This window comes from Sphingomonas sp. BK580, assembly GCF_014194975.1.
GTDB lineage: Bacteria > Pseudomonadota > Alphaproteobacteria > Sphingomonadales > Sphingomonadaceae > Sphingomonas.
This window is the reverse complement of sequence record NZ_JACIAY010000002.1, coordinates 524,178-541,825: the sequence shown is the minus strand read 5'-3', so window position 1 is coordinate 541,825 and position 17,648 is coordinate 524,178. Positions and strand designations below refer to the sequence as shown.

Genomic DNA, 17,648 nt, shown 5'->3' with positions numbered 1-17,648 from the left:
AATGGCGCCGTCACGGGATCGGCGTCCGGGCTTCTCGCGGCGCGCACAATATAGCCTGTTCCTCACCTACATCCTCGGCATCGCCGGGGCGGTGGTCGGCGGGGTGCTGCTCGCGCTGTCGACCTTCCATCCGGTCGCGTTCAACGCGGTGCGCGCGGCGGTGGCGGAGCTGACCGCGCCGCCCGCCGCGCTGCTCGCCGGCGCGGGCAGCCAACTCGCGTCGGTACCCGACGCGATCGCCAGCCATTTCCAAGTGCGCAGCGAGAACCAGCAGCTGCGCGAGCGGCTCAACCAGGCGCGCGGCGCGTTGCTCGCCGGACGCCAGGCGCAGATCGAGAACGTGCGGCTGCGGCGCCTTCTCGTGCTACGCGACCGGCTGCCCGAGACGATCGCGGCGGCGCGGATCGTCAGCACCAGCGCGTCGAGCACCCGCCGTTTCGGCCTGCTCAACGCGGGCAGCTTCCAGGGCGTGGCGGACGGCCAGCCGGTGACGGGGCCGGAAGGGCTGATCGGGCGCGTGCTGTACGTCGGCCCGGATACCGCGCGCGTGCTGCTCATCACCGACCCGGAGAGCGTCGTTCCCGTGCGGCGTACCCGCGACGGCCGCCCCGCGCTGGCGGCGGGACGCGGCGACGGGCTCGTCGACGTGCGCACGATCGACACCGCGGACGGGCGCTTCCGCCCCGGCGACCTGTTCGTCACCTCGGGCACGGGCGGCATCTTCGTCCCCGGCGTGCCGGTCGCGCGGGTGCTGCGCGCCGGCACCGACAGCGCGCCGGCGCGGCCGTTCGCGCGCCCCGACTCGCTCGACGTCGCGCTGGTGCACCGCGCCTTCATGCCGCCGCCACCCGCCCCGCCCGCTCCCGCGCCCAAGCCCTCGCCCTCCCCCACGCCCGAGCCGTGACGCTCCCAGCGCGCCCGCTGTTCAAGGAGCCGCTGCCGCCCGGCCGCGCGCGCCTGCTCCCCTGGGCGAGCGTGCTCGCCGGCTCGCTGGCGACGACGCTGCCGTGGAACGCCTCGCTCGGGCTGCTGCCGCCGCTGGGGCTGCTGATGATGCTGTCGTGGCGCCTGCTCGCGCCGCTGTCGCTGCGCGTCTGGGCACCGGCGCTGCTCGGGCTGTTCGACGATCTCGTCTCGGGCCAGCCGCTCGGCAGTGCGATGTTGTTGTGGACCTTGGCCTTCTTCCTGGTCGAGGCGCTCGAGGCGCGCTCGGGCGTGCGCGACTTCGCGCAGAGCTGGGCGATCGCGGCGGTGGCGATCGCGCTCGCGCTGGCGGGGGGACGGCTGTTCGCGAGCCCGCTCTCGGCCTATGTCGACGGCGTGCTCGTGATCCAGATCATCCTCTCCGTCCTGCTCTTCCCCGCCGCCGCCCGGCTGGTGGCGTGGATCGACCTCAAGCGGGCACGCTGATGGCGCGGCCGCCGCGCGTCATGACCGAGGCCGCGCAGGCCTACAGCTTCTCGCGCCGCGCCTGGCTGCTCGGCGCGGGCCAGATCGGGCTGGGCGGGCTGCTGATCGGGCGGATGGGCTATCTCGCGATCACGCAGAACGAGCACTACAACCTGCTGTCCGAGCGCAACCGCGTGAGCATGACGATGATACCGCCGCGGCGCGGCTGGATCGTCGACCGCAACGGCCAGCCGATCGCGAGCAACCGCACCGACTTCCGGGTCGACGTCATCCCCGATCGGCTCGAGGACAAGGACCGGACCCTCGCCCGGCTGCGCGCGCTGCTCGGGCTCGACGACGAGGAGGTGGCGCAGATCGAGGCCGAGCTGAAGCACTCGCCCGGTTTCCGCCCGGTCGAGATCGCCGAGAACATCGACTGGGACCGCTTCGCCGCGGTGCAGGTGCGCCAGCCCGAGCTGCCCGGCGTGGCGCCGTCGCGCGGGTTCGCGCGCCACTATCCGCAGGGTGCCGCGGTCGCGCACCTGATCGGCTATGTCGGCGCCGCGACCGCGGAACAGTATAAGAAGGTGCGCGACCCGCTCTATCTCACGCCCGGGTTCAAGCTCGGCAAGGACGGGCTGGAGAAGACGATGGAGCCGCTGCTGCGCGGCACCGCCGGCGCCAAGCGGGTCGAGGTCACCGCGCGCGGCAAGCTGGTCAAGGAGCTCGCCACCCGCGCCGACGTGCCCGGGCGCACGCTGCGGCTGACGATCGACGCCGGGCTGCAGGAATATGCCGCGCGGCGGCTCGGCACCAACTCGGGCTCGTGCGTGGTGTTCGACTGCACCAACGGCGAGATGCTCGCGATGGTGTCGATGCCCGCCTATGATCCCAACAGCTTCTCCGAGGGCATCAGCCAGCTCGAGTGGAAGATGCTCAGCGAGAACGACCACGTCCCGCTGATGAACAAGGTGACGCAGGGGCTGTACCCGCCGGGCTCGACGGTGAAGCCGATGAACGGGCTGGCGCTGCTCGCCGCGGGCGTCGATCCGAACGACCGGGTCTTCTGCTCGGGCGCGTTCCAGGTCGGCAACGGCGTGTGGCACTGCCACAAGCGCCACGGCCACGGCCCGCTCGACCTCAAGAACGCGATCATGCAGAGCTGCGACATCTACTTCTATGAGATGGCGCGGCGCGTCGGCTACGACAAGATCGCGCCGGTCGCGCGCGCGCTCGGGCTCGGGCAGAAGTTCGACCTGCCGTTCGCGACGCAGCGCTACGGCACCGTGCCCGACAGCGAGTGGAAACGGCGCAAGTACAAGACCGAGTGGAAGGTCGCCGACGCGATCAACGCCTCGATCGGCCAGGGCTACGTGCTCGCCAACCCGCTCCAGCTCGCGGTGATGGCGAGCCGGCTCGGCTCGGGGCTCCAGCTCCAGCCGACGCTGCTCCGCGATCCGTTCAAGCCCCGCGCCGAGCCGATGGCGATCGACCCGGAGCATTTCCGCCTCATCCGCGAGGCGATGTACGGCGTGGTCAACGCCGGCGGCACCGGCGGCGCGGCGCGGATGCAGGTGCCCGGCGTCGCGATCGCGGCCAAGACCGGCACCGCGCAGGTGCGCCGCATCACCATGGCGGAGCGACGTGGCGGCGTGCTCAAGAACGGGCAGCTGCCGTTCAAGCTGCGCGACCATGCCTTGTTCGTCTGCTTCGCGCCCTTTGACAATCCGCGCTACGCCGCGGCGGTGGTGCTGGAGCATAACGGCCACACCGTGCGCAACCTCGACACGCCGATGATCGGCCGCGACATCATGACCTATCTGTTCGATCGTGAGCGCGCGCTGAAGAGCCTCGCCGAGGTCGAGCCGACCTGGGGCGGTGACATCCGCACGCGCATGGCGGCGGAGGAAGCCGCCTACCGCGCCGCGCACGCCCCGCCCCCGCCTCGCCCCGACGTGGACGACGTTGCGGCGAGCGGCTCGGATTCGGTCGCGGCGGCGACCGATGCCTCCAACGCCACCGCCGAGGCACAGGCGGCCGACACCGCGCGCGGCGACGGCCCGGCGCGCACCGGCTCGCCCGAGCCCGACAGCGAGGGTGGTCGCGGCGACGGCGGGACCGGACGCGAGTGAGCGGCTTCGTCCCCGCCCCGCTCGCGGCGCTGCCGTGGCGCGTGCTGCTGCTGGTCGCCGGCATCGGTGGCTTCGGGCTGGTCGTGCTCTACTCGGCCGCCGGCGGCAGCCTGACGCCGTGGGTGGTACCGCAGGGCCTGCGCTTCGTCGTCTTCCTCGCCGGCGCCGTGGTGCTGTCGCGCGTGCCGCTCGACTGGTGGAAGCGATCGGCCTTCTGGATCTACGCGGTCATGCTGCTGCTGCTGGTGCTGGTCGAGCTGCTCGGCGCCGTCCGCGGGGGCAGCCAGCGCTGGCTCGGCTTCGGGCCGCTCAGGATCCAGCCCTCCGAGCTGATGAAGCTGGCGATCGTGCTGGCCTGCGCCCGCTTCTACGCGCTGCTCCCCGCGACCGAGACGCGGCGCTTCGCCGCGCTATGGCCGGCCGGCGTGCTGATCGGCCTGCCCGCGCTGATCGTGATGGCGCAGCCCGATCTCGGCACCGGGCTGATGATCTGCGCCGGCGGCGCGACGGTGATGTTCCTCGCCGGGATCCCGCTGCGGCTGTTCGTCGGCGGTGCGCTGGCGGCCGCGGTGGCGATCCCGCTCGCCTTCGAGTACGTGCTCCACGATTATCAGCGTCACCGCGTGCTGATCTTCCTCGATCCCGAGAGCGACCCGCTCGGCACCGGCTATCACATCAGCCAGTCCAAGATCGCGATCGGGTCGGGCGGGATCTTCGGCAAGGGCTTCCTCAACGGAACGCAGAGCCACCTCGACTATCTGCCCGAGGGCCACACCGACTTCGTCTTCGCCACCATGGCGGAGGAATGGGGGCTGGCGGGGGGCGCCTTCCTGATCATCGCCTTCCTGCTGGTGATCCGATGGGGCATCAACGTCGGCGTGCGCGCCGAGGACCGCTTCGCCAAGCTGGCCGCGGCGGGGCTCGCGACGACCATGTTCTTCTACATGGCGATCAACCTGATGATGGTGATGGGGCTCGCCCCGGTGGTCGGCATCCCGCTGCCGCTGGTGAGCTTCGGCGGCTCGGCGCAGATGACGGTGCTGATCTCGCTGGGCATCCTGATGGGGATCGATCGCTCATCGAAACTGCGCCAGCGCTGGTGAGCGGCTTTTCTCGCCGCACCGCGAAAAAAGGGGTTTGCAAAGGCGGAGCGCGTTGCTAGAGGCGCGCTTCCCGATCGCGGGGCGGCACCAACCGCTTCCTTCCCGCCGGTCACGGACGCATAGCTCAGTTGGTAGAGCAGCTGACTCTTAATCAGCGGGTCCTTGGTTCGAGCCCAAGTGCGTCCACCAGTTTTTTCAACGGCTCCGCAGCGATGCGGGGCCGTTGTGCTATGGGCCGGGACATCACCGGCCCCTTCGAACGGAGACGACTCAGGCATGGCAGGCTTCAAGGCCCCCGATTTCAACGACCGCGCGCAGGCGGCGCGCGAGGCCAAGCAGAAGGCGCTCGAGCTGCTCAAGAATCGACCCGCGCCCGATCCCGAGCAGGTGGCGGCGCGCGCCGCCGCGCGCGCGGCCAAGGAAGCGGCCGAGGAGGAGAAGCGCGCCGCGCACCGCGCCGCGATCGAGGCCAAGAAGGCCGCCAAGGAAGAGGCCCGCGCGCAGGCCGAGGCCGACGCCGCCGCGGCCGAGCAGGCGGCGGCCGAGGCCGCCGCCAAGCGCGCGGTGTCGCTGCCGACCGCGGCCGAGCTCAAGGCGGCGCGCGACGCGCGCTACGCCGCCCGCAAGGCGCGTCAGCGCAAGTGATCCAGCGCGAGCTGGTCGGGGTCGTCGAGGTCCCGGGCGGCGCGCCGCTGCGCCTGTTCCGGCGCGGCGCCGATCACATGATCGTGCTCGACCGCAACGAGCTGATGAGCACGCGCATGAGCGGCTCGGAAGAGGCGCTCGGCACGATGACCTGCGACCGGCTCGGCGATCGTCCCGCGCCCCGGCTGCTGGTCGGCGGTTACGGCATGGGCTTCACGCTCCGCGCGCTGCTCGCCCGGCTCGGCGCCGACGCCGAGATCCTCGTCGCCGAGCTGGTGCCGGGGATCATCGACTGGGCGCGCGGGCCGATGGCCGAGCTCACCGCGGGGTGCCTCGACGATCCCCGCGTGTCGCTCGAGATCGGTGATGTCGGCGCGGCGATCCGGCGCGCGAAGCGCCGCTACGACGCGATCCTGCTCGACGTCGACAACGGACCGGACGGGCTGACGCGCGAGGCGAACGACTCGCTCTACCACGCGCGCGGGCTCGAGGAGGCGCGCGCGGCGCTGGCACCGGGCGGCGTGCTCGCGATCTGGTCGGCCGCGCCCGACGCCGCCTTCGCGCGCCGGCTGGCACGCACCGGCTTCGCGGTGGACGAGGTGAAGGTCCGCGCGCGCTCCAACGGCAAGGGCGCCACGCACGTCATCTGGTTCGCGCGCTGACCCGATCACGCGGGTCGCACGGAACACCCGCGCCCGCCGCGGCTTTACCGCTCTTCTGTAGCCGTCGCATCAAAGGGAGACGTTATGGCCGCGAACGAGCTGGAGATCGACAACAACTCGCTGCTCGACAACATCGACGAGCGCCAGGTGGAGTTCACCGGTGAAGTCGACGGCGACGAATATGAGTTCGCGGTCCAATATGACGTCCTCGAGGCGCTGAGCGGCGACGCGCCGGACGGCGACGCGATCGACATGTTCAATCGCTTCGTCGACGCGATCAGCGAGGCGTCGCTCGCCGCATTGTCGCGCGGGAACGGCACCGGCGCCATCGTCGTCAGCGAGAACGACTTGGAATAATCTGGAAAGTTCTAGGGTCGGTCGGCGCAACAACACCGTTGCGCGGCCCGCCGACTCGCGTCACTCTCCTGTCACAACGATAGCCGCACGACGGCGAGGAGAGGATCATGGACGTACCTAGCGCGCTGGTGGTGGCGGTCGGTGGGATCGGGGCGGTGGCCACGCTCGGCATGGTGGTGGTGCTCGCGCGCCGTGCGCCGGATACGCCGCGCCGCTGAGGGATTCGGTATCGGCACGAGCGTTCAATCGGTCAGGCTGAACCTCTGCGATGATGGCGTTCGGCTCCGCGGGCGCGGACACGCGTCCGGCTTAGATCGGGCGCTCCGACCGATCTGAGAGCGCGCCTCGTCGATCCGCCTGTGATGTGCCCCTGCGCACGCAGGGGCCTGGAGTCACGATCGACTGTTCCCGTGGCCCCCGGCTCCGGCGATCGCCGGAGCACCGGCCCGGTTCCTGCCGGTTGCACTGGCCCGACCTATCGACCCCGTCGCGAGGGCGCCGCGCCGGTCTCCCGGCGCGGCGCCCTCACCCGTTCACCTCACGCGGTCGCGGCGTCGAAGCGGCGGCCCACCTCGTCCCAGTTCACGACGTCCCACCACGCCTTGAGATAGCCCGGCCGGTCGTTCTTGTAGGTGAGGTAATATGCGTGCTCCCACACGTCGTTCCCGAGGATCGGCGTGCCGCGGTCGCTGACCATGTCCATCAGCGGATTGTCCTGGTTGGGCGTCGAGGTCACCTTGAGCTGACCGTTCTGGTCGACGATCACCCAGGCCCAGCCCGAGCCGAACTGGCCAGCACCCTTGGTGTTGAAATCCTCCTTGAGCTTGTCGAGCCCGCCATATGCGTCGATCGCCTCGGCCAGCTTGCCGCTCGGCCCGCTGGTGGAGCCGGGCTTGCCCATGATCTTCCAGAAGAAATCGTGGTTCCAATAGCCGCCGCCGTTGTTGCGCAGCAAAGGTGGCAGTGACGAGATCTGGCCGAGGATCTGCTCGATCGACTGGCCCTCCAGCTTCGAGTCCGCCGCGACGCCCTCGTTGAGCTTGTCGGTGTAAGCCTTGTGGTGCTTGTCGTGATGGAAGGTCATCGTCTCCTTGGAGATGACCGGCTCCAGCGCATCATAATCGTACGGCAGCGGCGGGAGTTCGAAAGCCATGGAATCCTCCTGTGGGTTCGCGTGCGCAACGCGACGCTCGCCCAAATGGCTCCCGCGCGATCGTTACGCAACCGCCCCGATCAGGTCGTGGCGGCGCAGCGCGTGGCGCAGCTGATCGTAGCTGAGCCCCAGCGCCTCGGCGGTGGCGCGCTGGTTGAAGCGGTTGTCGGCGAGTGCCGTGGCGAGCAGCTCGCGCTCGAACCGGGCGACCCGGCTCTTGAAGTCGGACGGACCGACCTCGCAGGCGGCGACCTCCTCGTCGTCCGGCTCCGCTGCCGCCGCGCGCGGCGGCTCACCGGCTGGCGCGGTTGCCGGCGGGGGGCTCGACGCGGTCGGCCGCGGCGTGCCCGGACGGTAGGGCGAGGCGAAGGGATCGAACTCGATCTCGCCGATCGCGCCGCCGCGCTCCCAGCGATAGACCGCGCGCTCGACGACGTTGCGCAGCTCGCGCACGTTGCCGGGCCAGCGGTAGGAGCGCATCAGCTCCATCGCCTCGTCGGTGAACCCGTCCCACTCGTCGCGGCCGAGCTCGGCGGCCATGCGGCGGCCGAAGAAGTCGGCGAGCACGGCGATGTCGCTGCGCCGCGCGCGCAGCGGCGGCAGCGTCACCACCTCGAACGAGAGCCGGTCGAGCAGGTCGGCGCGGAAGGTGCCGGCGTCGACACGATCGGGCAGATGCTCGTTGGTGGCGGCGACGATGCGGACGTCGACCCGGCGCGGGCGCGAGGCGCCGATGCGAGTCACCTCGCCGTACTCGACCGCGCGGAGCAGCCGCTCCTGCGCGCCCATCGACAGGGTGCCGAGCTCGTCGAGGAAGAGTGTGCCGCCGTCGGCCTCCTCGAAGCGGCCGACGCGCGCCTTGGTCGCGCCGGTGAACGAACCCGCCTCATGGCCGAACAGCTCGGCCTCGATCAGAGTCTCGGGCAAGGCCGCGCAGTTCATCGTCACCAGCGGATGGTCCCAGCGCTGGCTGAGATGATGGAGCCGCTCGGCGACCAGCTCCTTGCCGGTGCCGCGCTCGCCGATCACCAGCACCGGGCGATCGAGCGCGGCGGCGCGGCTCGCGCGCTCGAGCGCGTCGAGAAAGACTCCGGACTGGCCGATGACCTGGGTCGTTCGCTCCATGCGCCAACTTCTGGCGCAGATTGCCAAGCGCTGGCAACCGTCGAAATCTTCCAAGTCGCTGGGTGATGGTACGACATGACCGAAAACGGCGGAAAAGCTGGAGTTATGAGCGGGTGCGGGTAATTGGCACGCCCCATGCAAAGCCATGGGCAACTCAGGACCAAGGAGACACACCATGACCCGCACCGATCGCACCAGCAAGCTCGCCGCGCTCGCCCTCACCCTCGTCGTCAGCGCCACGATGGTGCTCGGCGCCGTCGGCCCGGCCACCGCGCTCGGCGGCGCACCGATCCACCGCGTGGCGTGACACCCCGCGCGGCACGGCACCCTCCCCGCCGCCCGCGCGATCCGCTACAAGGGACCGACTACGCAGGAGTCCTTATCGAGATGGGCATTTTCTCCCGCACCCGCGACATCGTCGCCGCCAACATGGCCGAGCTGCTCGAGCGAGCGGACGACCCGGCGAAGATGGTCCGCATGATCATCCTCGAGATGGAGGAGACGCTGGTCGAGGTGCGCGCCTCAGCCGCCCGCACCATCGCCGATCAGAAGGAGATGCGGCGGCACATCCAGAAGCTCGCCGAGATCGAGGCGAGCTGGACCGAGAAGGCGGAACTGGCGCTGTCCAAAGACCGCGAGGATCTCGCCAAGGCGGCGCTGGTGGAGCGCGGCAAGGCGGCCGAGATGGGCGCGCAGCTTCGCGACGAAGTCGCCACGCTCGACGAGGCGCTGCGCTCGTCCGAGGAGGACATCGCCAAGCTGCAGAACAAGCTGCGCGAGGCGCGCGCCAAGCAGAACGCGATCGCGACCCGGCTGGAGAGCGCCAACACCAAGGCCAAGCTGCGCGAGATGTGGAACGGCCCCAAGACGCACGAGGCGTTCAGCCGCTTCGAGGTGCTGGAGCGCCGCGCCGACGAGGCCGAGGGCCGCGCCGAGGCGATGGGGCTCACCCCGCGCACGCTCGAGGACGAGTTCAACGCGCTGCGCTCGAGCGACAAGATCGACGCCGAGCTGGCGGCGCTCAAGGCCAAGCTGAACCGGGAGAATTGAGGTGGAAGACGTGTTTGTCCCGTTGATCGCGATCACCTCGCTCTTCATCGGTCTGCCCTGGCTGATCCTCCATTACGTCACCCGCTGGAAGACCGCGCCGCGAATGACCGACGAGGACGAGCGGCTGCTCGACGAGATGTACAATCTCGCGCGCCGACTGGAGGATCGCGTCAACACCGTCGAGCGGATCGTCGCCGCCGACAACCCCGATTTCCGCCCGGGCATGGCCGATTACCGGAGCCAGCCCGACTATCGCCTCGACCAGCCGGCGGCGCGCTCGATCGATCGGAGGAACTGATGTCCGACAGTCGCACGAAATTCTACCTCGACCGGCAACACAGCCAGTGGAAGGGCGTCTGCGCCGGTATCGCGGATTACACCGGGATCGAGGTGATCTGGGTCCGCGTCGCCATGGTCCTGCTCACCCTGGCGGGCGGCTTCCCCTGGACGCTCATCGCTTACGGCCTGATCGCCTGGATGGCGGAGCCCAAGCCGGCCGGCCTCTACCAGGACCGCGAGGACCAGAAATTCTGGCAGGGCGTCCGCTCCAATCCGACGCGGTCCACCGCCGAGGTGCGCGCCAAGTTCCGCGAGCTCGACCGGCGGCTCGCCGACATCGAGCTTCATTACACCAGTCGCAACAGCGCGCTCGCGCGCGAGATCGACAGCCTGCGCTGACGCCGCGCGAGAGGGAGGCACGGACATGGATATGGGTTGGATGGTGCCGGTGGGGATCGTCACCGCGGTGAGCGCCTCGCACGCCTTCCGCACCTGGGTGCGGGCGCGGCACGGCTACCCGCTCGACGAGGACCGGCGCGGGCGTCGACGTCACGGCGCGCACGCGCTGGCCGGCGACGCGATCGGCCCCGCCCGCAGCGTCGCGCTGCTCGAGGCCGAGAACGAGCGGCTCACCGGGCAGGTCGGCCGGCTGGAGGAGCGGATCGCGGTGCTCGAGCGCATCGCGACCGACCCCGCGGTGCGCACCGCGCGCGAGATCGAGGCGCTGCGCGACCGCTGACGCCATAACCGGAGGAGACACGCCATGTCGTTCGAACAGCTCAACGGCTTCACGCTCTTCATGATCACCTTCGTGGTGATCGGGCTGCCGGTGATCCTGGGGGTCGGCGGTGAGATGTTCCGGCGCTGGCTGGTCCACAAGGAGCGGATGGCCCAGGTGCTGACCGAGGCCACCGCCGAGAAGGCCGCGCAATATGCGGCACACACCGAGCGGCTCGAGGCGCGCGTCCGCGTGCTCGAGCGGATCGCCACCGACCGCGGCGCCGATGTCGCCGCCGAGATCGAGCAATTGCGCGACGACCGGCTCAACTGAGCGGCGTCGCTTTCAAGGGAGAGAGTAGATGGGTCCGTTCTCGATGGTGGTCGCCATCATCTTCATCCTGATGGTCGGGCGCGTGCTGCAGGAGCGCTACCGTGCGATCGGCCGGACGCGCGACGCGGACGGCGCCGGCTACCCCAGCGTCGACGCCGGCCGCGCGCAGGACGAGGTGCGCCAGCTCAAGGAGCGCGTCGCGGTGCTCGAGCGCCTCATCACCGACAGCCACGGCCGCGCCGATCTGGAACGCCAGATCGAGCAGCTGCGCGACCGCTGACATCAACCCGCCACGGAGACGACAGCCATGTCAGATCCCACCTTCTACCTCAGCATGGCCGCGACCGGCCTCGCCGGACTGGCGATGCTGATCTACGCCGCGCTCAACGGCTGGCGCGGCTGGCTCCAGCTCCAGCATGAGCAGCTCGGGCTCGACCGCCCGGAGCACGCCGCAGCAGCACCCAGCGCGGGCGCGCGGATCGAGATCGCCGACCTCAAGGAACGCATCCGCAAGCTCGAGGCGATCGCGGCGGGAGTGGACCTCTGAGCGGTGGAGCTCTGGGCGGTTGCGGCGCGCGCGCGCGGCGGCTAGCCCGCGCGCGATGACCGACACCACTCCCACGCTCGACGCGATCCGCGAGGAATATGAGTTCGTCGAGGGTGACGATCGCTATCGCCTGCTGGTCGAGCTGGGCCGGACGCTCGAACCGATGCCCGCGGCGCTCAAGACCGAGGCGACGTTGGTCCGGGGCTGCTCCGCCTCGGTATGGGTCTACCCGACGCGGGCGGAGAACGGCGCCCTCCACTTCCTCGCCGACAGCAACGCCGCGATCACCAAGGGCATCATCGCGCTGGTGCTGCTCACGGTGCAAGACCGCGCGCCGGGCGAGATCCTGGCGACCGATATCGAGGGCGCGCTGGCGCCGTTCGAGCTCAAGGCGCAGCTGAGCTCGAATCGGACGCAGGGTATCCCGAACATGATCGCGCTGATCCGCGAGACCGCGCGGCGGTACGCGAACTAAGCTGGTGCGCGTTCCGTCGATCGGATCACCGCTCTCCCGCTCCCTTCGTCATCCCCGCGCCGGCGGGATCCAGACACGCTGACGACAGCGAAGGGCCCGCGCGGTAGCGCCTCTGGTGCCACGCCTTCGCGGGAACGACGGAGGGAGTGGCGGCGATCGTGCATGCCACACCGTCTCATCCGGCCGCCCTCACCCCTCGCGGCGCAGCCCCGCCGCGAGCGCCGCGACGTCGGCGCCCGCCTCGACCAGCCGCCACCGATCGGGCACGCGCGTGTCGACCAGGGTCACCGCACCACGCGGACACACGCCGAGGCAGCGCACCTCGACCACGCCGAGCGCGGCCTTGCGCCCCCTGCCCAGCCCCGGCTCGTCGCGCAGCGCCTTGGCGAGCGACGTCTTGCCCTTGCGGCCGAAGCCGCCGTCGAGCTTCTTCGAGCATTTGCCGCACACCAGCAGCGCGCCGCCCCAGCGCGCGCGGAGCTCGCCTCTCACGCCTCCGCCCGCGGCTTCCAGGTCCGCGCGTCCTCGGCCGCGCGCAGCACTTCATAGGCCGCCTGGATCGCCTGGAAGCGCTTGGCCGCCTCGGCGTCGCCGGGTCGCACGTCGGGGTGGTTCGACTTGGCGAGCCGGCGCCACGCCAGCCGCACGTCCTCGAACGAGGCGTCGACCTCGAGCTCCAGCACCTCGAGCGCGCGCATCTCGTCGCGCGATCGCGTGCCGTCGCCCGGTCCGGCCCAGGCCTGGTGGCGCGACTGCTGGTAGCCGCCGGCATCGCGGCGCTCGTCGGCCTCGCGCGCCGCCGCCTCCTCGGCGGAGAGGCCCTCGAAATAGTTCCAACCGCGATTGTACTCGGCCGCGTGCGTCTGACAGAAATACCAGCGGTCGGGGCTGTTGGGCGACTTGGGCGCGGGGCAGTCGCCCGGCTCCTCGCAGCCGTGGCGATCGCACAGCCGCACGTTCGCCGCCTCGCGACCCGCGCCATAGCCGCGCCAGCGCGGGAAACCCCAGTCGTTCGAGCGGGTGGGAATACGTGCCATGCGCCCCGGCACATAGGGTCCGCCGCCGCGCCCGCCAAGCGAGCGCGGCGGCGAAAATGCCAGGGGGCCTGTAAGCCGGGTTCTGTCCATCCCTCTCGGGACTGGGCGACCATTCCTCTCGGCGCGCCGTCGCCGACGCGCTCCAGCAACCAACCCGGGCGGCGAGCGGGAACACGCCCCGGGCGCGCGAACGCGCCCCTGCCGCCCCTATTCGGTCTTGCTCCCGGTGGGGTTTACCGTGCCACGACCGTTGCCGGCCGCGCGGTGCGCTCTTACCGCACCCTTTCACCTTGGCCCGGCCGAAGCCGTGGCCGTCTGCTCTCTGTTGCACTGTCCCTGACCGCGGGCTCGCGCCCTTGGCCGGCGGGCGTTACCCGCCACCGTCGTTCCGTGGAGCCCGGACTTTCCTCGGCACGCTGACGCGTGACGCGGCCGCCCGGCCCCCTGGCGCGGCCGCCCTAGCGGCTGCGGCGCCGCGTGGGAAGCGTCAGTCGTCGCCCTGCGGCCGCGGCAGGAGCAGCGCGAGCAGGATCATGCGGCACTCGGCGTCGATCTCGCCGTCGATCAGCTCGGGGCGGAAGCGCCGCTGGAACGCCATGATCGCGGCCATGCGGTCGGTGACGTCATAGCCGAAGCGCTCGAGCGCGAGGCAGAAGGCAGGCTCGCTCCAGAACGGGTCGACCAGGTTCTTGGTCGGCCGCGGCAGCGCCAGCCGCAGCCGCGCCAGCCGGTGCCACGGGAACAGCTCGCCCGGGTCGCGCTTGCGCGCGGGTGCGACGTCGGAATGGCCGACGATGTTGCCGCGCGTGATCTCGTAGCGGTCCTTCAGGTGCGCGACGAGCCGGATCACCGCGTCGACCTGCGGCTCGGGGAAGGCGCGGTAGCCGAACTCGTGCCCGGGGTTGACGATCTCGATCCCGATCGCGGCCGAGTTGACGTCGTCGACGTCGCGCCAGTGCGACGCGCCGGCGTGCCAGGCGCGCTTGTCGTCGTCGACCAGCCGCAGCAACGTGCCGTCCTCGTCGACGACATAGTGGCTCGACACCTCGGCCGCGGGGTCGCGCAGCCGCGCGATCGCCTCCTCGGCGCCGCGCATCCCCGTGTAGTGAAGCACGATCATCGAGATCGGCAGCTTGCGCTCGTTGAAATTGGGCGACGGCGCCTCGACACATCTCATGCTCGTCGCTCACCCTTCGCCGCCGTCCGGATCGTCACGATCGCCACCCCCAGCATCGCCACCGCGCCCCCGGCCACCATCGGCCAGGTCAGCGGCGTGTCGAACCAATAGGATGCGGCGGCGACGCTGACCACCGGCGCGGCGAGCGTCAGCGGCGTGACGGTCGAGACCGGGTGGCGCTGCAGCAGCCACATCATCGAGCCGTGGCCGAGTACGGTCGAGCCGATGCCGGAGAAAGCGATCGGCAGCAGCGCCGCGACGGGCGCTTGCGGCAGCCGCGCGATCGCGCCGGGCTCGAAGCACCACGACGCCGCGGCCAGGGTCAGCGTCCCGAGAAGACCGATCCAGGCGTAGATCGTCAGCACCGGCACCCCGATCAGCCGGCGCTGGATCAGCGAGCAGACCGCCCACACCAGGCTGCTGGCCGCGGTCAGGGCGAGCCCCACCCCCTCGCGCGCCGCGGCGGGGTCGAACACCAACAGCCCGACGCCGGCGAAGGCGAGCAGGATGCCGATCACGCGCGGCGCGTGGATCCGCTCGCGCAGCACCGCGATCGCGAGCAGCAGCGAGAAGGGCACGCCGAGCTGCCCCGCGATCGCCAGCGCTCCGACATTGTCCGACACCGCCAGGCTGAGATTGATGAAGACGTAGAAAAGACCGCCCGAGAGCACGCCCAGCGCGAGCAGCGGCACCATCCTGCCCGGCACGACCCGCAGCGCGCTGGCGCAGACCAGGAGCACGATCAGCTGGCGCAACATGCCCGCGGTGATCGGCGGGACGAGCGCGACCGCCTCCTTCACCGCGACGATGTTGAGGCCCCAGAGCAGGTTCATCATGACCACCACGGCGAGGTCGCGCGCGCCGAAGACGGTGACCGACGGCAGGGCGGTGATGGTCGGGGCGGCGCTGCTCACGCCTCGCCGGATCGCGGACTTAGCGCGCGGTGTAAAGCCGCTCCGGCGTGTCGGGCGCGCCGACCCGCTCGTAGAAGCCGCGGGCGCGCCGGCACGGGCGCAGCCGCTCGGACTGGCCGATCACGGTCTCGCCCGCGCCGAGCAACAGCACGCCGCTGGGCTTGAGCGCGCCGGCGAGTCGCTCCAGCACTTGCTCGCGCAGGTGCGAGGCCAGGTAGAAGAGCACGTTGCGACAGAGGATCAGGTCGAACGTGCCGGCCGGCGGCTGATCCGTCACGAGGTTGTGGCGGCGGTAGGCGATGGTCGCGAGCAGCTTGGGCTGTGCCACCCAGTGATCGTTCGGCGCGCTCTCGAACCATCGCATCATGCGCCGGATCGGCAGCCCACGCTGGATCTCGAACTGGCTGTAGCTGCCCGCCCGCGCGCGCGCGATCGCGGCCGCCGAGACGTCGGTCGCGACGATCTCAGGCATCGGCCCGCCCGCCTCGGCGAACAGCATCGCGAGCGACAGCGGCTCCTGCCCCGTGGCACAGGCGGCGCACCACACGCGCGCGGGCGCGGGCTGCTCCTGCACCAGCTTGGCGGCGGCCTCGATCACCCCCGCATCGCGGTAGAAGCTGGTCTCCTGGTTGAGCAGCGAGTCGACGATCCGGTCGGCGAGTGCGGTGTCGTGACGTTCCATCAGCCTCGCCGTGAGTTGTTCGACTCGATCGAGCCCGAGCGACTGGAGCAACGGCTTCAGCGCCGCGTCGAATTTCCAACTGCGGCCGGCCGCGATGCGCTGGCCCGTGCGCGCCTCGAGCAGCGCGGCGAAGACCTGTGCCGAGCCGGCGTCGATCGTCGACGGTCCCTGCGGCGCCGCGCTCATCGGCTGCCCCCCGCGGCGATCGTCGCGCCGAGCTCGGCGGGCGACATCACGCCCTGCGCCAGCCCGGCCTTGGCGATCGCACCGGGCATGCCCCAGACCACCGAGCTGCGGCGGTCCTGCACCAGCACGGTGCCGCCGGCGTCGCGCACCGCGCGCGCGCCCTCGAGTCCGTCGCGGCCCATGCCGCTCAGCACGATCGCGAGCAGCCGTGGGCCGTAGACCGCGGCGAGGCTGGTGAACATCGGGTCGACCGAGGGCAGGTTGCCGGTCGGCGCCGGCGCCTGCGACAGGCGCGTCGCGGCACCGCCGTCGTGCAGCGCGTGGGCGACGAGATGGGCGTTGCCCGGCGCGATCACCACCTCGCCGGCGCGAACGCGGCCATGATCCTGCGCGATCACGCTCGGGCGCTTCGCCGAGACGCCGAGCTGCGCGGCGAAATAGGGCGAGAAGGACGGTGGCAGGTGCTGGGTGACCAGGATCGGCTGGGTCACCGCCGCGGGCACCTCCGCGAGCAGCGACGCGAGCGCGTGGATGCCGCCGGTCGAGGCGCCGATCGCGATCGCGTCGAACGCGGGCGCAGCGGCGACGAGCGGCGTGGGCGCGCGCCCGCGGCGTGCCGGCTCGGCGGCAACCCCCAGGCCCGCCGGTGTGGCCGGCGCGGCGAGCACGTCCAGCCGTGCCAGCAACGTGTCCCCGAAGCGGCTGGCGAAGGCACCGGCGACCGGCTTGACCAGCGTGTCCGCCGCGCCGAGCGCGAGCGCGCGCATGGTCACCTCGGCACCCTCCGCCGCGGCGCTCGAGACGATCAGCACGCGCGCTCCCGCGCCGGCGACGAGCAGCTGCGGCAGCGCGTCGATCCCGCTCTGTCGCGGCATCTCGAGATCGAGCAGGATCACGTCGACCCGCTGCGTCGAGAGGAAGGCGAGCGCCCGCGAGGCGTCGCCGACCGCACCGGCCAGCTCGAACCGGCCGCTCGCCTCGATATAGCGACCCAGCGCGGCGCGCGCGACCGCCGAATCGTCGACGATCAGGACGCGCGGCACGCCACGTGTCGGAGCCAGGGAGGACGCGAACTGCGGCATGGCAGCGGTCGGCCGGGGCGCGGCGGGCGCTGGCGTCAGGCCACGCCGACGATCTGGAGCTTGCTCTGCAGCGTCTCGCGATCGAACGGCTTCATGACATATTCGTCCGCGCCGGCCTCGATCGCCGCGCGAATGTGCGCCATGCCGTTCTCGGTGGTGCAGAACACCACCTTCGGGCGCGCCGGCAGCGACTCGTCGCCGAGCGCGCGCAGGAACTCCATCCCGCTCATCACGGGCATGTTCCAGTCGAGCAGGATGACGTCGGGGCAGGACGCGCGGCAGGCGGTGAGCGCCTCGCGACCGTCACCCGCCTCCGAAACGGTGAAGTCGAGCGTCTCCAGGATATGCCGGGCGACCTTGCGGATCACCTTGGAGTCATCGACGATCAGGCAAGTCTTCATGGGGCGGTCCTGCGATACCAAGCGTGGCCTGCTTGTGCCGCGCGAGGGGTAAGTTTGGCGTTAACGGCGACACGAACTTGTCGCGGTCGTGCTGTCACGGTGCGTGCGCAGGGATCTCCATCACGCCGTCGTTCCGGACGTGAGTCGGGATCCCCGTGTCCGCTCGAGCAGTGGCTGACGTGGCGCGTGCCGACGCGGACG

At 71.1% G+C, this 17,648-nt stretch carries 25 protein-coding genes, 1 tRNA gene and 1 other RNA gene; 17 read left to right on the top strand and 10 right to left on the bottom strand.

From position 1 onward, the window contains the following. Position 1: 1 nt before the first annotated feature. From mreC to FHY05_RS05890, 8 genes are all read left to right on the top strand, one after another. Positions 2 to 904: a rod shape-determining protein MreC gene (gene mreC, locus FHY05_RS05925; protein WP_183943443.1), complete on the top strand. Its 903-nt coding sequence runs from the start codon at positions 2 to 4 to the stop codon at positions 902 to 904. Next, the gene (gene mreD, locus FHY05_RS05920) at positions 901 to 1,410 is read left to right on the top strand and encodes a rod shape-determining protein MreD (RefSeq protein WP_183920259.1); all 510 of its coding nucleotides are present in this window, start codon (positions 901 to 903) and stop codon (positions 1,408 to 1,410) included. The genes mreC and mreD overlap by 4 nt, the downstream gene beginning before the upstream one ends. After that, on the top strand, positions 1,410 to 3,521 hold the full coding sequence (gene mrdA / locus FHY05_RS05915; protein WP_183943572.1) for a penicillin-binding protein 2: 2,112 nt from the start codon (positions 1,410 to 1,412) through the stop codon (positions 3,519 to 3,521). Before mreD ends, mrdA begins: the two co-directional genes overlap by 1 nt. Continuing rightward, positions 3,518 to 4,624, top strand: a complete 1,107-nt coding sequence (rodA, locus tag FHY05_RS05910; RefSeq protein ID WP_183943442.1) for a rod shape-determining protein RodA — start codon at positions 3,518 to 3,520, stop codon at positions 4,622 to 4,624. Before mrdA ends, rodA begins: the two co-directional genes overlap by 4 nt. Before the next feature lie 113 nt (positions 4,625 to 4,737). Then, positions 4,738 to 4,813 (top strand) — tRNA-Lys (locus FHY05_RS05905). Positions 4,814 to 4,900: 87 nt separating this feature from the next. Then, entirely contained in the window at positions 4,901 to 5,269 is a 369-nt protein-coding gene (locus FHY05_RS05900; protein WP_183943441.1) for a DUF6481 family protein, read from the top strand. Further along, complete coding sequence (locus FHY05_RS05895; protein WP_183943440.1) at positions 5,266 to 5,931, top strand: spermidine synthase; 666 nt, start codon at positions 5,266 to 5,268, stop codon at positions 5,929 to 5,931. Before FHY05_RS05900 ends, FHY05_RS05895 begins: the two co-directional genes overlap by 4 nt. Before the next feature lie 84 nt (positions 5,932 to 6,015). Further along, a complete protein-coding gene (locus FHY05_RS05890) occupies positions 6,016 to 6,288 on the top strand; it encodes a DUF1488 family protein (protein ID WP_183943439.1) in 273 nt (90 codons plus the stop codon). A 538-nt stretch (positions 6,289 to 6,826) separates the two neighbouring features. Here FHY05_RS05890 and FHY05_RS05885 read toward each other — a convergent pair. Beyond that, positions 6,827 to 7,441 (bottom strand): superoxide dismutase, encoded by a 615-nt coding sequence (locus tag FHY05_RS05885; RefSeq protein WP_183943438.1) that lies wholly within the window; start codon positions 7,439 to 7,441, stop codon positions 6,827 to 6,829. A 63-nt stretch (positions 7,442 to 7,504) separates the two neighbouring features. Beyond that, positions 7,505 to 8,566: a phage shock protein operon transcriptional activator gene (pspF, locus tag FHY05_RS05880; protein ID WP_183943437.1), complete on the bottom strand. Its 1,062-nt coding sequence runs from the start codon at positions 8,564 to 8,566 to the stop codon at positions 7,505 to 7,507. A gap of 175 nt (positions 8,567 to 8,741) precedes the next feature. Here pspF and FHY05_RS22420 point away from each other — a divergent pair, with 175 nt between their 5' ends. From FHY05_RS22420 to FHY05_RS05840, 9 genes are all read left to right on the top strand, one after another. Beyond that, the gene (locus FHY05_RS22420) at positions 8,742 to 8,873 is read left to right on the top strand and encodes a hypothetical protein (protein WP_260181234.1); all 132 of its coding nucleotides are present in this window, start codon (positions 8,742 to 8,744) and stop codon (positions 8,871 to 8,873) included. 80 nt (positions 8,874 to 8,953) lie between these two features. Beyond that, positions 8,954 to 9,616: a phage shock protein PspA gene (gene pspA, locus FHY05_RS05875; RefSeq protein WP_183943436.1), complete on the top strand. Its 663-nt coding sequence runs from the start codon at positions 8,954 to 8,956 to the stop codon at positions 9,614 to 9,616. 1 nt (position 9,617) lies between these two features. Continuing rightward, positions 9,618 to 9,914 (top strand): envelope stress response membrane protein PspB, encoded by a 297-nt coding sequence (pspB, locus tag FHY05_RS05870; protein ID WP_183943435.1) that lies wholly within the window; start codon positions 9,618 to 9,620, stop codon positions 9,912 to 9,914. Then, on the top strand, positions 9,914 to 10,294 hold the full coding sequence (gene pspC / locus FHY05_RS05865) for an envelope stress response membrane protein PspC (protein WP_183943434.1): 381 nt from the start codon (positions 9,914 to 9,916) through the stop codon (positions 10,292 to 10,294). Before pspB ends, pspC begins: the two co-directional genes overlap by 1 nt. Positions 10,295 to 10,325: 31 nt before the next feature. Next, the gene (locus FHY05_RS05860; protein ID WP_183943571.1) at positions 10,326 to 10,634 is read left to right on the top strand and encodes a hypothetical protein; all 309 of its coding nucleotides are present in this window, start codon (positions 10,326 to 10,328) and stop codon (positions 10,632 to 10,634) included. A gap of 114 nt (positions 10,635 to 10,748) precedes the next feature. Next, on the top strand, positions 10,749 to 10,946 hold the full coding sequence (locus FHY05_RS05855; protein WP_409321614.1) for a hypothetical protein: 198 nt from the start codon (positions 10,749 to 10,751) through the stop codon (positions 10,944 to 10,946). Positions 10,947 to 10,974: 28 nt separating this feature from the next. Beyond that, positions 10,975 to 11,226 carry a hypothetical protein gene (locus tag FHY05_RS05850; RefSeq protein WP_183943433.1) on the top strand — a complete coding sequence of 84 codons (252 nt, stop codon included), beginning with the start codon at positions 10,975 to 10,977 and terminating at the stop codon, positions 11,224 to 11,226. Positions 11,227 to 11,253: 27 nt separating this feature from the next. Beyond that, the gene (locus FHY05_RS05845) at positions 11,254 to 11,493 is read left to right on the top strand and encodes a hypothetical protein (protein WP_183943432.1); all 240 of its coding nucleotides are present in this window, start codon (positions 11,254 to 11,256) and stop codon (positions 11,491 to 11,493) included. Between the two features lie 55 nt (positions 11,494 to 11,548). Continuing rightward, positions 11,549 to 11,968, top strand: coding sequence for a SufE family protein (locus tag FHY05_RS05840; protein ID WP_183943431.1), 420 nt, complete (start codon positions 11,549 to 11,551; stop codon positions 11,966 to 11,968). A gap of 189 nt (positions 11,969 to 12,157) precedes the next feature. On the opposite strand, the gene FHY05_RS05835 is transcribed toward FHY05_RS05840, so the two are convergent. From FHY05_RS05835 to FHY05_RS05800, 8 genes are all read right to left on the bottom strand, one after another. Continuing rightward, positions 12,158 to 12,460: a (2Fe-2S) ferredoxin domain-containing protein gene (locus FHY05_RS05835; protein WP_183943430.1), complete on the bottom strand. Its 303-nt coding sequence runs from the start codon at positions 12,458 to 12,460 to the stop codon at positions 12,158 to 12,160. Next, the gene (locus FHY05_RS05830) at positions 12,457 to 13,005 is read right to left on the bottom strand and encodes a J domain-containing protein (protein ID WP_183943429.1); all 549 of its coding nucleotides are present in this window, start codon (positions 13,003 to 13,005) and stop codon (positions 12,457 to 12,459) included. The genes FHY05_RS05835 and FHY05_RS05830 overlap by 4 nt, the downstream gene beginning before the upstream one ends. 55 nt (positions 13,006 to 13,060) lie before the next feature. Beyond that, an RNA gene (gene rnpB / locus FHY05_RS05825) (RNase P RNA component class A) lies at positions 13,061 to 13,453 on the bottom strand. Between the two features lie 39 nt (positions 13,454 to 13,492). Next, a complete protein-coding gene (locus FHY05_RS05820; protein WP_183943428.1) occupies positions 13,493 to 14,182 on the bottom strand; it encodes an N-acetylmuramoyl-L-alanine amidase in 690 nt (229 codons plus the stop codon). Continuing rightward, positions 14,179 to 15,096, bottom strand: a complete 918-nt coding sequence (locus tag FHY05_RS05815; protein WP_311732379.1) for a DMT family transporter — start codon at positions 15,094 to 15,096, stop codon at positions 14,179 to 14,181. Before FHY05_RS05815 ends, FHY05_RS05820 begins: the two co-directional genes overlap by 4 nt. Before the next feature lie 19 nt (positions 15,097 to 15,115). Then, positions 15,116 to 15,964: a protein-glutamate O-methyltransferase CheR gene (locus FHY05_RS05810; RefSeq protein ID WP_183943427.1), complete on the bottom strand. Its 849-nt coding sequence runs from the start codon at positions 15,962 to 15,964 to the stop codon at positions 15,116 to 15,118. Further along, entirely contained in the window at positions 15,961 to 17,007 is a 1,047-nt protein-coding gene (locus FHY05_RS05805) for a chemotaxis protein CheB (protein ID WP_311732378.1), read from the bottom strand. The genes FHY05_RS05810 and FHY05_RS05805 overlap by 4 nt, the downstream gene beginning before the upstream one ends. Before the next feature lie 74 nt (positions 17,008 to 17,081). After that, on the bottom strand, positions 17,082 to 17,447 hold the full coding sequence (locus tag FHY05_RS05800) for a response regulator (protein ID WP_183943425.1): 366 nt from the start codon (positions 17,445 to 17,447) through the stop codon (positions 17,082 to 17,084). Between the last annotated feature and the right edge of the window lie 201 nt (positions 17,448 to 17,648).